Source organism: Microbacterium sp. NPDC055521 (assembly GCF_053619695.1).
Genome location: NZ_JBSHJX010000015.1, coordinates 37,553 through 52,363, shown reverse-complemented (window position 1 = coordinate 52,363; position 14,811 = coordinate 37,553). Strand labels below are relative to the sequence as shown.

Annotated in this window: 13 protein-coding genes; 7 read left to right on the top strand and 6 right to left on the bottom strand. The window is 69.8% G+C overall.

What is annotated here, in order from left to right:
- Positions 1 to 45 precede the first annotated feature (45 nt).
- Together ACWGSM_RS12870 and ACWGSM_RS12865 are read right to left on the bottom strand one after the other, a co-directional pair.
- Complete coding sequence (locus tag ACWGSM_RS12870) at positions 46 to 846, bottom strand: SDR family oxidoreductase (protein ID WP_452323311.1); 801 nt, start codon at positions 844 to 846, stop codon at positions 46 to 48.
- A complete protein-coding gene (locus ACWGSM_RS12865; protein WP_452323310.1) occupies positions 843 to 1,367 on the bottom strand; it encodes a MarR family winged helix-turn-helix transcriptional regulator in 525 nt (174 codons plus the stop codon). Before ACWGSM_RS12865 ends, ACWGSM_RS12870 begins: the two co-directional genes overlap by 4 nt.
- Positions 1,368 to 1,468: 101 nt before the next feature.
- Between ACWGSM_RS12865 and ACWGSM_RS12860 the strand changes: the two genes are divergently transcribed.
- The 3 genes from ACWGSM_RS12860 (at position 1,469) to ACWGSM_RS12850 (ending at position 3,269) form a co-directional block, all read left to right on the top strand.
- Positions 1,469 to 1,972, top strand: a complete 504-nt coding sequence (locus ACWGSM_RS12860) for an amino-acid N-acetyltransferase (protein ID WP_452323309.1) — start codon at positions 1,469 to 1,471, stop codon at positions 1,970 to 1,972.
- A 9-nt stretch (positions 1,973 to 1,981) separates the two neighbouring features.
- On the top strand, positions 1,982 to 2,623 hold the full coding sequence (locus tag ACWGSM_RS12855) for a hypothetical protein (RefSeq protein WP_452323308.1): 642 nt from the start codon (positions 1,982 to 1,984) through the stop codon (positions 2,621 to 2,623).
- Positions 2,624 to 2,858: 235 nt separating this feature from the next.
- Complete coding sequence (locus tag ACWGSM_RS12850) at positions 2,859 to 3,269, top strand: dehydrogenase (protein WP_452323307.1); 411 nt, start codon at positions 2,859 to 2,861, stop codon at positions 3,267 to 3,269.
- A 7-nt stretch (positions 3,270 to 3,276) separates the two neighbouring features.
- On the opposite strand, the gene radA is transcribed toward ACWGSM_RS12850, so the two are convergent.
- Positions 3,277 to 4,644: a DNA repair protein RadA gene (gene radA / locus ACWGSM_RS12845; protein ID WP_452323306.1), complete on the bottom strand. Its 1,368-nt coding sequence runs from the start codon at positions 4,642 to 4,644 to the stop codon at positions 3,277 to 3,279.
- 66 nt (positions 4,645 to 4,710) lie between these two features.
- The gene (locus tag ACWGSM_RS12840; protein ID WP_452323305.1) at positions 4,711 to 5,937 is read right to left on the bottom strand and encodes an MFS transporter; all 1,227 of its coding nucleotides are present in this window, start codon (positions 5,935 to 5,937) and stop codon (positions 4,711 to 4,713) included.
- A 181-nt stretch (positions 5,938 to 6,118) separates the two neighbouring features.
- Here ACWGSM_RS12840 and ACWGSM_RS12835 point away from each other — a divergent pair, with 181 nt between their 5' ends.
- Genes ACWGSM_RS12835 through narI form a run of 4 tightly spaced genes read left to right on the top strand, consistent with a single transcriptional unit; the run spans position 6,119 to position 12,964 of the window.
- Entirely contained in the window at positions 6,119 to 9,841 is a 3,723-nt protein-coding gene (locus ACWGSM_RS12835; RefSeq protein ID WP_452323304.1) for a nitrate reductase subunit alpha, read from the top strand.
- Positions 9,838 to 11,517, top strand: a complete 1,680-nt coding sequence (narH, locus tag ACWGSM_RS12830; RefSeq protein WP_452323303.1) for a nitrate reductase subunit beta — start codon at positions 9,838 to 9,840, stop codon at positions 11,515 to 11,517. The genes ACWGSM_RS12835 and narH overlap by 4 nt, the downstream gene beginning before the upstream one ends.
- Entirely contained in the window at positions 11,514 to 12,203 is a 690-nt protein-coding gene (narJ, locus tag ACWGSM_RS12825; protein WP_452323302.1) for a nitrate reductase molybdenum cofactor assembly chaperone, read from the top strand. The genes narH and narJ overlap by 4 nt, the downstream gene beginning before the upstream one ends.
- 2 nt (positions 12,204 to 12,205) lie before the next feature.
- Positions 12,206 to 12,964 (top strand): respiratory nitrate reductase subunit gamma, encoded by a 759-nt coding sequence (gene narI, locus ACWGSM_RS12820; protein ID WP_452323301.1) that lies wholly within the window; start codon positions 12,206 to 12,208, stop codon positions 12,962 to 12,964.
- A 279-nt stretch (positions 12,965 to 13,243) separates the two neighbouring features.
- Here narI and ACWGSM_RS12815 read toward each other — a convergent pair whose 3' ends face one another.
- Together ACWGSM_RS12815 and ACWGSM_RS12810 are read right to left on the bottom strand one after the other, a co-directional pair.
- Positions 13,244 to 13,966, bottom strand: a complete 723-nt coding sequence (locus ACWGSM_RS12815; RefSeq protein WP_452323300.1) for a sulfate/molybdate ABC transporter ATP-binding protein — start codon at positions 13,964 to 13,966, stop codon at positions 13,244 to 13,246.
- The gene (locus ACWGSM_RS12810) at positions 13,963 to 14,733 is read right to left on the bottom strand and encodes an ABC transporter permease (protein ID WP_452323312.1); all 771 of its coding nucleotides are present in this window, start codon (positions 14,731 to 14,733) and stop codon (positions 13,963 to 13,965) included. Before ACWGSM_RS12810 ends, ACWGSM_RS12815 begins: the two co-directional genes overlap by 4 nt.
- Positions 14,734 to 14,811 lie beyond the last annotated feature (78 nt).

The following is a 14,811-nucleotide window of genomic DNA, read 5'->3' as shown; positions in this document are numbered from 1 at the left end:
GGCGGATGCCATCGGCATCCGCCCGCTCTTTCGCGTACTGCGGTGTCAGCGGGGATCGTTCCACGACCAGATGTCATCGCCGCGCAGCATGGCATCCGCCCCGCCGTCGTCGTAGATGACCTGACCGGCCAGGTGGGTGTTCTCGACCCCGGTCAGCCAGATCAGCAGGTACGCGATCGACTCGGGCGACTGGTGGCTGTTCAGCGGCATCGGCACGGCGGCGTCGACCATCGCGCGCCCCTCATCGGTGGCGAGCAGCTGCTCGGTCATCGGGGTCAGCACGGTGCCGGGGGCGACCGCGTTGAGCGGGATGCCCGCACCCGCCCACTCGGGCGAGATGGAGCGGCGGCGCACCCAGCGCGACAGTGCGCGCTTCGACGCCGGGTACACCTGGTACGCCTCGGCCGGTCCCTTCGCGGTCAGCTGCTCGGCGATTGCGAGCGTCGCCGCTTCGTCGCCCGACAGCGCCGCCTCGACCAGCTCGGGCGGGCTCGGCTGCAGCGACGCCATCGACGAGACCACGACGGCGCGCGGTGCGTCGGAGCGTTCGAGAGCCGGACGCAACGCCTCGAGCAGCTCGGTCACGCCGAAGTAGTTGACCGAGAGCGTCTTCGCGATCGGCGCCGAGATGCCGGCGCACGCGATCACGGCGTCGACGGTTCCGCCGGCGAGGTCGATCGCCGCAGCGGCAGCCGACTGGCGGCCCTCCGCCGTGCTGAGGTCGGCCTCGATGTCGGCGTCGCGCAGATCGATGCCGATCACCCGCGCGCCGCGGTCGCGCAGCAGCCGCGCGGTGGTCTCGCCGATGCCGGACGCCGATCCGGTGACGACATAGGTGCGGGTCATGACTGATCCTCCTCAGATCTGCGCTCCGGGTGGGAGCGCGGCGGGTCCCCGGCGGAACCGCCGGGGGAGTCGGTGACGCCCAGTCGCGCGACGAGGTCGGCGACCTGAGTGGCCAGGGCGGTGGCGTCGGCGCGCGAGCGGTCGCGCAGCGCGTGTCGCATCATCCGGATGCCCTGCGCGAGCAGTCGCTGATGGGCGGCCGCGCCCTCGGCGGAGAGGGCGACGATGCTCGCCCGGCCGTCGCGCGGATCCGGCTCGCGGGTGATCATCCCGGCGCGCTCGAGGCGGGTCAGCTGCTTGCTCACGGTCGGCCGGCTGCTGTGCATCGCCTCGGCGAGATCGCCGGCGCGCAGCGGCCCGTGCAGGCCCAGGATGTACAGCGCCGAGACGTCGGCGGCGTCGACGGTGACGCCGGCGCTCTGCGCGACGGAGCGCTGCACGCTCGGTGACGACCATCGCGCGACGAGAAGCGTGAGCGCTTCCAGCAGCACGTTCTCCGGGAAGGGTGCGTCTGCGGGCATGCCTTCACTGTACATGTAGTTGCCTGAGGCAATCATCTGAACATCGCGACTCCCAGCAGTCATGCGGATTCGCGGCAGGGCGGTCACTCTAGGGTGGAGCCGTGACAGACTTCCTCGTCCGCCCAGCCCGCAGCACAGATGTGATCGCCATCCACGCCCTGCTCGAACCGCTCGTCGAGCAGCGCATCCTGCTCGGCAAGGACCTCGCCGTGCTCTACGGCGCCGTGCAGGAGTTCGTCGTCGCCGAGGTCGACGGTCAGCTGATCGGGTGCGGCGCCCTGCACGTCATGTGGGAGGACCTGGGCGAGGTGCGCACTCTGCTCGTGCGCGACGAGTACCTGCGCCACGGCGTCGGCCGCGCGATCGTCACGGACCTCGAGCACCGCGCCCGCCAGCTCGGACTCACCCGGCTGTTCTGCCTCACGTTCGAGACCGAGTTCTTCTCGCGCCGCGGCTTCGAGCCGATCGGCGAGCAGGTGGTCGACGCCGACGTGTACTCGCAGCTGCTGCGCAGCGGTGACGCCGGTGTGGAGGAGTTCCTCGATCTCGCCCACGTCAAGCCGAACACGCTCGGCAACACGAGGATGATCAAGCACCTGAATTAGCCTGGACTCATGCCCCGCCAGTCCGCCGCCGTCTACCGTCGCCGCCGGCTTGCGGTGCTGCTGCTTCTCGTTCTCGCGCTCGCCGCCGTCGGCGGCGGCGTGTGGCTCGCGATCGCGAAGCCGTGGTCGGCGTCCGCGCCGACCGACCGCACGCCCACTCCGGATGCCGAGACGCCGACTGCAGACGACAGCCCCAGCGCGTCGCCGGACGCGAGCCCTGAGCCCACCGAGACCCCCGGCATCGCCGCGTGCACCGCGGACGACGTCACGGTGACCGCGGTCACCGACGCCGACGCCTACCCGGCCGAGGCGCTGCCGCAGCTGTCGATCTCGCTGACGAACAAGGGCGCCGCCGACTGCACGCTGAACGTGGGCTCCAGCACGCAGACCTTCACCGTGAGCAGCGGAGACGATGTGTGGTGGCGCTCGACGGACTGCCAGTCCGAGTCGAGCGACATGATCGTGACCCTCGAAGCCGGCTCGTCCGTGACCAGCGCGACGCCGGTCGTCTGGGATCGCACGCGCTCCTCGCCGGAGACCTGCGAGGAGCAGAATCGCCCTCGTGCGCCGGGCGGCGGAGCCTCGTATCACGTCGCCGTATCCATCGGCGGCTTCAACAACGAGGCGCCCAAGCAGATCATGCTGCGCTGAGCGAAACCGCGTTTCGCAATCGACCGTGTTCTCAGACCATGGCTGACATGAACGATATTTTGGGATACCATGGGGGCAAGGTTCTCAGTTCTGTCGCGACAAGCCATCCCCAGTGGTGTCGACCTCAGCGTCCCCAGCGCTTCGACAATCGCCGCGACCGAGAACCGGAGGGCCCTCTCGAGTTCCCCAGTCCCCAATGGAGGACTCGAGAGGGCCCCACTCTTAAGCTGTTGTCATGGCGAAGAAGAAGTCAGGCAGCAAGCGCCCCGCACCCGAGGACTTCCGCTCTGAGGCTCTGGCCCAGGCTCTCGAGAAGCAGGACATGGCGGCCGTCGCCCTGGCGCTGCGCAACGGCAACACGGTCGTGCCGCTGATCAAGCCCGGCGCCCGCGACAACCCGCTCGACAGCGGCGAGGTCTGGACGTACCGCGACGCGAGCACCGGCGACGTCGCCCTGCTGCTGTTCAGCGATGCCAAGCACAAGCCGGCCAACCTGCCGCCCGGCGTCGGCATCTACTCGCCGACGTGGCTGAAGTCGTTCCTGACCACGCACCGCGACACGATCACCACGGTGTTCCTCGACATCGCAGGCCCCCACCCGATGCAGGCGCCGCCCGCAGAGCTGCTCAAAGCGCTCGACGCCTGAGCGTCCGTCAGAACGGCGGGATCGAGGCCTCCGACCGGCGGTCGGTCGCCCGCGAGCGGATGTCGGTCAAGGCCGTGCGCAGCGTCTTCGACCGGTCATCGACGACCTGCTGGTAGCCGAGTCGTGCGGCCTCGCCGCGGCGCTGCGTCGCCTGGGTGACCGGGCGGATCTCGCCTGCCAGCGACAGCTCGCCCACCGCCGCCACCGTGCGCGGCACCGACCAGTGCCGGATCGAACCCGCCACAGCGACGGCGATGGCCAGATCGGCGGCGGGCTCGGTGAAGCGCACGCCACCCACCGTCGACACGTACACGTCGAGCTTCGACGTCGCGATTCCCGCGCGCCGCTCGAGGATCGCCAGCACCATCGCCACCCGTGACGCGTCCAGACCGTGCACCACACGACGCGGGTTCGGGGCGTTCGACTCGATCGTCAGCGCCTGCACCTCGACCGGCATCGCGCGCCGCCCCTCCAGCGCGATCGCCACGCACGTGCCGGGCTCGGCTGCGCCCTGCGAGAGGAAGAGCCCGCTCGGATCGGGCACCTCGGCGATGCCCGCACCCGTCATCTCGAAGCACCCGACCTCGTCGGTCGGGCCGAAGCGGTTCTTCAGCGCGCGGATGAACCGCAGCGCCGTCTGCGGGTCGCCCTCGAAGTGGCACACCACGTCGACCAGGTGCTCGAGCACCCGGGGGCCGGCCACCTGCCCGTCTTTGGTCACGTGCCCGACGATGATCACCGGCAGCCCGCGGTCTTTCGCGACCCTGATGAGCGTCGCCGCGACCTCGCGCACCTGACTCGGCTGACCGGCGGCGCCGTCGATCAGGCCCGATGCCACCGTCTGCACCGAGTCGACGATCACCAGATCGGGCTCCACCTCGTCGATGTGCCCGAGGATGGTGGCGAGGTCGGTCTCGCTCGCGAGATACAGCTCGTCGTGCAGCGCATTCGTGCGCTCGGCGCGCAGCCGCACCTGGGCCGGAGACTCCTCGGCGCTCGCATACAGCACGCGGCGGCCGGTGCGGGCGGTGGATGCCGCCACCTCCAGCAGCAATGTCGACTTGCCGACGCCCGGCTCACCGCTCAGCAGGATCGCCGCGCCCGGCACGATGCCGCCGCCCAGCACGCGGTCGAACTCACCGACGCCACTGCTGCGCCGCGGCGCATCGGCGGTCGTGATCTGTGTGATCGGCCGCGCGGCCCGATTGGCGAGCGGCGCGACGGCCTCGGTCTGCCTCACCAGCCCGGTCTTGACGCCCTGCTCCTGCACGGTGCCCCACTGCTGACACTCGCCGCACCGGCCCACCCACTTCGCCGTCGTCCAGCCGCACTCCGAGCACACGAAAGCGGGAGGGGCGGGTCTGCGGGTGGCCATGCAGCAAGGCTATCCCCGGCATCCGACACGACGGCATCCGACCGCACCCGACCGGGATGCCCGTGATCAGGCGCCCTTGCGGCCCACATCCCGCAGCATGCCGGCGACGACCAGCGCGAACGCTCCGACCAGCACCAGCAGCCACAGGCCCAGGTGGTACGAGTTGGTCGACGCGTCGTAGGTCGCGCCCATCACGAGCGGCGGGAAGTATCCGCCGAGACCGCCGGCCGCTGCGACCACACCGCTCACCGCTCCCACCTTCTCCTTCGGGGTCGATGGGCCGATCCAGGCGAACACGGCGCCCATCCCCAGGCCCATCGCCGACGCCATCAGGATGAACGTGACACCGGTGACGATGCCCTCGGCCGGCTGCTGGCCGACGATGTACGCGAGGCTCACGATCCCGCCCAGAGACACGAGCGAGATCACCTTCGGTCCGAAGCGGTCGGCCAGCACGCCGCCGATCGGGCGGGCGACCACGGCGGCCGCGGCGAACAGCGCGGTGCGCATGCCGGCGCCGAGCGCGTCGACGTCGTCGGGGTAGATCGTCGTGAGGTACTTGGGCAGGAAGGTCGAGAACGCCACGAACCCGCCGAACACGATGCCGTACAGGAACGCCATCTCCCAGGTCACCGGCAGCTTGAGCGCGCCGATCACCTTCGGCACGAGCTTCTCGTGGTTGGGCTGCCACTGGGGGGATTCGCGCATGAAGAACCACACCAGCACCGCCATCACGACCAGCGCGGCGGCGATCAGCAGGTGGGTGGGCAGGTAGCCGATGTCCTGCGCGAGCCGCGGGGTGAACATCGCCGACACGGCGGTGCCGATCATGCCCATGCCGAACACGCCGGTGGCGAAGCCGCGCCTCTCGGGCGGGAACCAGGCGCCCGAGAACGGAACCCCGGCGGCGAAGATCGTGCCGGCCACGCCGAGGTAGAAACCTGCGAGCATCAGCAGCGGGAAGCTCCGGATGCTGCCCGCGAGAGCGACCAGCAGCACCGCCGGCGCCGAGAGCAGCAGCACGACCGTGAACATCTTGCGCCCACCGAAGCGGTCGGTCATCGCGCCGACGACGATGCGGCCCAGCGCGCCGACGAGCACGGGCGTCGCCAGCATGAGGGAGATCTGCCCCTCATCCAGCCCCATCTCGGTGGCGTAGGTCTTCTGCAGCGGCGAGATCGACATCCATGCCCAGAACGCGATGGTCGAGGCGAGTGTGGCGAGCAGCACCTGGCCGAGGCCGCCCCGGAGCTCGGTCGAGGTGCCTGCGGGGGAAGTGGTGGCGGCAGTCATCGTGCATCCCTTCGATACCGGCGACGGTAGCGCGCTTGGCGCGAGTTGGCTACGTCGCGGGCCGGAGAAAAGCGGCGCGGAAGATCGCGGGCGGAAATGAATAAAAACGGTGAACCCTTGTAACGGGTCGGGCATCCGGACAGGATGCTGGAGTACCAGCCGTCCTCCGGAAGGAACAGAGATGACCCCCGGAACCCGTACTCACCGCGACGCCGCGACCGATGGTCCGCTCGCCGACGCGCTTCTCAACATGGGCCGCTTCGTGCGGCCGGGCGAGACCTCCGACGACCTGCGCGCGGTGTTCCTGCAGGGCGGCAGATCGGGGGATTCGTTCTACCGGGACCGCTGGTCGCACGACAAGGTGGTGCGCTCCACGCACGGGGTGAACTGCACCGGATCGTGCTCGTGGAAGGTGTACGTCAAGGACGGCATCATCACCTGGGAGGCGCAGCAGACCGACTACCCGAGCGTCGGTCCGGACTCGCCGGAGTACGAGCCGCGCGGCTGCCCGCGTGGTGCCGCGTTCAGCTGGTACACCTACTCGCCGACCCGGGTGCGGTACCCGTACATCCGCGACACCCTCGCCCGCCTCTACCGTGAGGCCAAGGCGCAGCATCCGGATCCGGTCGACGCCTGGGCGTCGATCGTCGAAGACCCCGAGAAGGCCCGGTCGTACAAGCGCGTCCGCGGCAAGGGCGGACTGGTGCGCACGACCTGGGACGAGGTGATGGAGATCGCCGCGGCCGCCCACGTGCACACGGTGAAGGTCTACGGCCCCGACCGCGTCGCCGGTTTCTCGCCCATTCCGGCGATGTCGATGGTCTCGCACGGCGCCGGATCCCGCTTCATGAACCTCATCGGCGGCACCATGCTGTCGTTCTACGACTGGTACGCCGACCTTCCTGTCGCCAGCCCCCAGGTGTTCGGCGATCAGACCGACGTGCCCGAGTCGGCCGACTGGTTCAACGCCGGCTATCTGATCATGTGGGGCTCGAACGTGCCGGTCACCCGCACCCCCGACGCGCACTTCATGGCCGAGGCCCGCTACCGGGGTCAGAAGGTCATCACCGTCTCGCCCGACTACACCGACAACACGAAGTTCGCCGACGAGTGGGTCGCCCCGCACCCCGGCACAGATGGCGCACTCGCGTTCGCTATGGGGCACGTGATCCTGCGCGAGCACTTCGTCGAGAAGCGCACGGAGCGCTTCGAGGATTACATGCGTCGATACACCGACGCGCCGTTCCTCGTCGAGCTCGAGCAGCGCGACGGCGGCCTGGTGCCGGGCAAGTTCGTCACCGCCTCCGACCTCGACGGCGCCGACGCCGCGCAGCCACGCGCCGACTTCAAGCCCGTGCTGATGGACGCCGACGGCACTGCTGTCGTGCCGAACGGCTCGCTCGGGCACCGTTTCACCCCCGAGGACGAGGGGCGGTGGAACCTCGACCTCGGTGATGTCATCCCGCCGCTGTCGGTCGCCGACCTCGCCGACTGGACCGGCGAGGCGGCAGAGGTGCGCCTGCCCCGCTTCGACCTGAACCCGCAACCCGGTCAGGAGCACGCGGGCGGATCCGGCGCGGTCACCCGCGGCGTGCCGGTGCGCACCGTCGCCGGCAAGACGGTCACCACGGTCTTCGACCTCATGCTCGCGCAGTACGGCGTCGGCCGCGACGGTCTGCCAGGGCAATGGGCCGCCGGTTACGACGACGCGTCCAGCCCCGGAACTCCCGCCTGGCAGGAGGAGCACACCTCCGTCCCGGCCGCGCAGGCCGCCCGCATCGCGCGGGAGTTCGCCGACAACGCCGATCGCTCCGGCGGCCGCTCGATGATCATCATGGGCGCGGGGGCCAACCACTGGTTCCACTCCGACACCATCTACCGCACCTTCCTGGCCCTGACCACCATGACGGGATGCCAGGGCGTGAACGGCGGCGGCTGGGCGCACTACGTCGGGCAGGAGAAGGTGCGCCCGATCACCGGCTACCAGCAGTACGCGGCTGCCGCCGACTGGGGACGGCCACCGCGGCACACCATCGGCACGGCGTTCTTCTACCTCGCCACCGACCAGTGGCGCTACGACGGGCTGCCGGCCGATCAGCTGGCGTCGCCGCTCGGCCTCGGCAGGTTCCAGGGCCGGACCACCGCGGACTGCCTGGTCGAGTCGGTCCAGCGCGGATGGATGCCGAGCTACCCGACCTTCGACCGCAACCCGCTCGACCTGGCCGACGAGGCCGAGGCCGCCGGCAAGGACGCCGCGCAGCACATCGTCGACAGCCTCGACGAGGGCTCGCTGCGCTTCGCGGTGGAGGATCCCGATGCCCCCGAGAACTTCCCCCGGGTGATGAACATCTGGCGCGCGAACGTGCTCGGCTCGTCGGGCAAGGGCAACGAGTACTTCCTGAAGCACCTGCTCGGCACCGACTCATCCGTGCGCGCACACGAAGCTGCAGAGGGCTCCCGCCCGGTCTCCATGACCTGGCACGACAAGGCGCCCGAGGGCAAGCTCGACCTGCTCATGACGGCCGACTTCCGCATGACCAGCACCACGCTGTTCAGCGACATCGTGCTGCCCGCGGCGACCTGGTACGAGAAGCACGACCTGTCGTCGACCGATATGCATCCGTTCATCCACGCCTTCAACCCGGCGATCGCACCGCCCTGGCAGACGAAGACCGACTTCGACACATTCCGCATCCTCGCCGAGAAGTTCAGCGAGATGGCGCGCACCCACCTCGGCGTGCGCCGCGACGTGGTCGCCACACCGCTGCAGCACGACACCCCCGACGTCATGGCGACCCCGCACGGTCGCGTGCAGGATCTGCCCCGCGTGCCGGGGGTCACGATGCCGAAGCTGACCGTCGTCGAGCGCGACTATCCGAACCTCGCCGAGCGGTGGAAGTCGCTCGGCCCGCTGACCGCGAAGCTGGGGCTGACGACCAAGGGCATCACCTATCACGCTGAGCTGGAGATCGAGCGGCTCAAGCGACTCAACGGCACCGTCACCACCGGCCCGTACGCGGGAAGCGTGCGCCTCGACACCGACAAGCGCGCCTGCGAGATGATCCTCGCGATGTCGGGAACGAGCAACGGCCGGCTCGCGGTGCAGGGCTTCGAGAAGCTCGAGAAGCACACCGGGCAGAAGCTGGCCTTCCTCGCCGACGAGCACGAAGGCACGCACCTGAGCTTCCAGGACGTGTCGGTGCAGCCGCGCAGCGTCATCACCTCACCCGAATGGTCGGGATCCGAGCACGGCGGCCGCCGCTACACGGCCTTCGCGATCAACGTCGAGCACCTCAAGCCGTGGCACACCCTCACCGGACGTCAGCACTTCTATCTCGACCACGACTGGATGGACGAGCTGGGCGAGGCGCTGCCGATCTACCGGCCGCCACTGGACATGCACCGGCTGTTCGGCGACGTCATCCCCGGCAAGAGCACGCACACCGAGGTGCACGTGCGGTACCTGACGCCGCACTCGAAGTGGTCGATCCACTCCGAGTACCAAGACAACCTGTTCATGCTCTCGCTCTCGCGCGGCGGCCCCACGATCTGGATGAGTCCGAAGGACGCCGAGAAGATCGGGGTGCGCGACAACGACTGGATCGAGTCGTACAACCGCAACGGCGTCGTCGTCGCCCGCGCGAACGTCTCGCACCGGATGCCCGAGGGCACGGTGTACATGTACCACGCGAAGGACCGCACGGTCGATGTGCCGCTCAGCGAGATGAGCGGTCAGCGCGGCGGCATCCACAACTCCCTGACCCGCATCCTGCTCAAGCCCAGCCACCTCATCGGCGGCTACGCGCAGCTGGCCTGGGCGTTCAACTACCTCGGACCCACAGGCAACCAGCGCGACGAGGTAACCACGATCCGCCGCCGCAATCAGGAGGTGCAGTACCGATGAAGGTCATGGCCCAGATGTCGATGGTGATGAACCTCGACAAGTGCATCGGATGTCACACCTGCTCGGTGACGTGCAAGCAGGCGTGGACGAACCGCACCGGCGTGGAGTACGTCTGGTTCAACAACGTCGAGACCCGACCCGGCGTGGGCTACCCGCGCGGCTACGAGGACCAGGAGAAGTGGGGCGGGGGCTGGGTGCGCGACAAGCGGGGACGGCTGCGGCTGCGCTCGGGCGGGCGCTTGGCGAAGCTGGCGCGCATCTTCTCGAACCCGAAGCTGCCCGAGATCGACGACTACTACGAGCCGTGGACCTACGACTACGACATGCTCGTGAACGCGCCCAGCGGGTCACACACCCCGGTTGCCCGGCCGAAGAGCCTGATCACCGGCAAGGACATGAAGGTCGAGTGGTCGGCGAACTGGGATGACAATCTGGGCGGCTCGATCGAGACCATGCAGGATGACCCGATCCTGCAGAAGATGAGCGAAGAGGTGAAGGCCGAGTTCGAGAAGGCCTTCATGTTCTATCTGCCGCGCATCTGCGAGCACTGCCTGAACCCGTCGTGCGTGGCGTCGTGCCCCTCCGGCGCGATGTACAAGCGCGCCGAGGACGGCATCGTGCTCGTCGATCAGGACGCCTGCCGCGGCTGGCGGATGTGCGTTTCGGGATGCCCGTACAAGAAGGTCTATTTCAACCACAAGACCGGCAAGGCTGAGAAGTGCACCATGTGCTATCCGCGCATCGAGGTCGGCCTGCCGACCGTGTGCTCGGAGACCTGCGTGGGCCGGCTGCGCTACCTGGGCCTGGTGCTCTACGACGCCGACCGCGTCGCGGAGGCCGCCGCCGTCGAGGACGAGCATGAGCTGCTCGCCGCGCAGCGGTCGGTGCTGCTCGACCCGCACGACCCGGCTGTGATCGAGGCGGCGCGGCGCGACGGCATCCCCGAGGACTGGATCGAGGCGGCCCAGCGCAGCCCCGTCTGGCGCCTCATCCACGACTACGAGGTGGCGCTGCCGCTGCACCCCGAGTACCGCACAATGCCGATGGTCTGGTACATCCCGCCGCTCTCGCCGGTCGTCGACGTCGTCACAGGCTCGGGCAACGACGGAGAGGATGCCAGGACGCTTTTCGCCGCGATCGACAAGCTGCGCATCCCGATCGGCTACCTCGCCGAGCTGTTCACTGCGGGCGACATCGCGCCCGTGGACGCGTCACTGCGCAAGCTCGCCGCCATGCGCTCGTACATGCGCGGCGTGAGCATCGACGACGAGCGCGATGAGCGGATCGCGAACGCGGTCGGCATGACCGGCGCGGAGATCGAGGAGATGTACCGACTGCTCGCCATCGCCAAGTACGAGGAGCGCTACGTCATCCCCGCGGCGCACTCCGAACGCGCGCACGAGCTGGAGGAGATGGCCTGCTCGCTCGATTATGACGGCGGACCGGGCATGGGCGGCGCCGGCGGCCCGTTCGGCGCGGCCAGCGGCACATCCGTTCCCGTCGCGGTGGAGAACTTCCACGCGCTCGCCGACCGGCAGACCGCCGACCGGCCCTCGACCGGCGGGCGCATCAACCTGCTGAACTGGGACGGCAACGGTCGCCCGCACGGACTGTTCCCGCCATCGGATCGCGCCGAACCGCGCCAGTACGACGACGACTCGGCGGGCGCCCCGTGAGCACCGTCCTGCCTCCCCGCGTCACACCGCGCCGTCGGCTGCCCGACGCTCTGGCGCCGGCATCCCTTACCCGTGGGCAGCGGCAGACCGTGCACATGCTGGCGTCTCTGCTGCTGGACTACCCCGACGGGCAATGGTTCGACCGGCTCGACGTGTTCGAGGCGCACGTCGCCACGCTGCCCGCGGCCGTCGCCGAGCCGCTGCAGCAGTTCCTGCGTCGGGCGCGCGAAGCCGGGGCATCCGACTGGCAGCAGCGCTACGTGTCCACCTTCGATCTCAAGCGCAAGTGCTCGCTGTACCTCAGCTACTACGCCACCGGCGACACCCGCCGCCGCGGCACGGCGCTGGTGACCTTCCTCGACGCGTACCGGGCTGCCGGCTGGGAGTTCGACGCCGCCGAGCTGCCCGACTACCTGCCCGCCGTGCTGGAGTTCTCGGCACGGTCGCAGTCCGAGGTCGCCGACGCCGTGCTCGCCGCGCATCGTGAGGGCATCGAGGTGCTGCGTGCGGCGCTGGAGGGCATGGACAGCCCGTGGGCCGACGTCGTGCGGGCGATCACGCTGTCGCTGCCGAAGGTCGACCAGCGCACCCGCGACCGCGTGCTCGCGCTCGTCAACGAGGGGCCGCCGACCGAGACCGTCGGGTTGAGCCTGCCCATGCCCGCCTTCCGTCGAACCGGGGAGTGATCATGACCACCATGCCGTTCCTGCTCTGGGTGGCCCTGCCGTACGTGTGCGCGGCCGTGTTCATCCTGGGGCACATCTGGCGCTACCGGTACGACAAGTTCGGCTGGACGACGCGGTCGTCGCAGAGCTACGAGAACCGGATGCTGCGCTGGGGCTCGCCGATGTTCCACCTCGGCATCCTCATGGTCATCGCCGGCCACGTCGTCGGCCTGCTCATTCCACGCGAGTGGCTGTACGCGATCGGGATCAGTGAGCAGATCTACCACATCGGGGCCACAGTGCTCGGCTCGTTCGCCGCCGTGCTCACCCTCGCCGGGCTCGCCATCCTCGTCTTCCGCCGCCGCACCGTGCCCGCGGTGTTCCTCGCGACGACCGTGATGGACAAGATCATGTTCGTCTTCCTCGGCGCGACGCTGGCGTTCGGCACCCTGGCGACCTTCGTGTACCAGGTGTTCGGATCAGGCTTCCACTACCGCGAGACGATCTCGCCGTGGATGCGCGAGCTGATGATCTTCCGCCCCCGGCCCGAGCTGATGCTCGAGGTCCCGCTGCTGTTCCAGCTGCACGTGATCACCGCGTGCCTGCTGTTCGCGCTGTGGCCTTTCACGCGGCTCGTGCACGTGTTCTCGGCGCCGGTCGGGTACCTGTTCCGGCCGTACATCGTGTACCGCTCGCGCGACGATCACCGTGGCTCCCGCTCGCCGAAGCGGGGATGGGACCCCGTGTCGACGCCCGATCCGGCCCGCCTCCGGCGCCCCTGATCTTCTGGGCTCCGGGGCTAGTCCTGGGGAAGGGGCCGGCTCCGGAGTGCTCCGTGCGCTCGCAGAGCGGGTGCCCCTCCCGCTTCGCGGGTCCCTCCCCGATGCTCGCTCCCGGAGCACTCCTGCGCCTCCACGATTTCTCTGCACTCAGCGACGGGCGAGGTAGGGGAGGCTCCCTTCCGGCCTCATGCTGCAAGGAGGAGATCGCGGGGGGTGGGAGGAGAGATACGGGTGTGGCACCCACCGGTCGTTGAGCAACCGAAGCGCGTCGAAACGGCGCTACCGGCTGCTGGAGGTCACCGTGGCGGCGACCGCCTGGGTGAACGGGGTATTCGGCGTGGACAGCACCTCGTGGAGGGGGCCCTCCTGAGAGATGCGGCCGTGCTCGAGGATGAGGAGGCGGTCGGCGAGGGCATGGGCGTCGGCGACCGTGTGCGACACGACGATGGTCGTGGTGCCGTGCAGCTGGTCGCTCACGACCTCGCGCAGCTGCGCGGCGGCCAGCACGTCCAGCGAGCTGAACGGCTCATCGAGCAGCAGCAGCCGCGGCCGTGCGGCGAGGGCACGGGCGAGTGCGACACGCTGGCGCTGACCGCCGGAGAGCTGATCGGGGCGGCGACCGCCCAGGCCGGGCAGTCCGATGCGCGGCATCCATTCCTCGGCGATCGCGACCGCCTCGGCGCGCGACGAGCCGGCCGAACGAGCGGCGAACGCGATGTTCGCGGTCGCGGTCATGTGCGGGAACAGCAGCGGGTCCTGCCCGAGCAGGCCGATCGCGCGCCGCGACGGGGGAGTGTGCCGCGTGGCATCCGCCAGCCGATCGCCGTCGATGTCGACGTGCCCGTCGTCGAGCCGGGTGAGGCCGGCGACGGCGTCCAGCAGTGTCGTCTTGCCGGCGCCGCTCGGGCCCATCACGGCGAGCACCTCGCCGGGCTGCAGCGACAGGTGCACGTCGAGGCCGGCGTGCGCGACGACGACGTGCGCGTCGAGAGCGCCGATCACTTCAGGGCTCCCGGTCGCCAGGCGCGCACGAGCAGCAGCACCGCGATCGCCGTCGCGAGCAGCAGGAGCGACAGTGCGACCGCCGTCTCGCGCCCGGTGCCCGCGCCGTTGAACGCCGTGTAGATCGCCAGCGGCATCGTCTGCGTCACACCGGGGGCGTTCCCGGCGAACAGCGCGGTGGCACCGAACTCGCCGATCGCGCGCGCGAAGCAGAGGATCACGCCGACCACGATCCCCGGAGTCGCGAGGGGCAGCGTCACCTGCCACAGCACCCGCCACGGTCGGGCGCCCAGGGTCGCCGCCGTGCGCTCGTAGCGTCCGCCGACACTGCGGATGCTGCCCTCGACCGCGAGCACGAGGAACGGCAGAGCGACGAAGGCCTGTGCGAGCACGACCGCCGTCGGGGTGAACGGCAAAGTCAGGTCGAAGGCATCCGACAGCATCCGTCCGAGCGGGCTGGTCCTGCCGAACAGGAACAGCAGCGCCACGCCGCCGACCATCGGCGGCAGCACGAGCGGCACGGCGACCAGCGCGCGCAGCAGGGCCGACACGCGCGGTCCGGAACGTGCCATCAGCAGCGCCAGCGGAAGGCCGAGCACCAGGCACAGCCCCGTGGCGGCCAGGCCGCTGACGAGCGACAGCCGCAGCGCATCGAGAGCGACCGGAGCGGTGATGTCCTGCCACAGCGTCGCCCAGGATGCCCGGGTGATCAGCGCCAGCAGCGGCAGGATCAGCAGCGCCACACCGAGCACCGCGGGGGCGATCAGCGTGAACGGCGTGCCGGTGCCGGTGTCGCGGCTCCCGCCGCGACGCGAGGTCGGGCGAGGGGCGGCGGTCGGGGGACG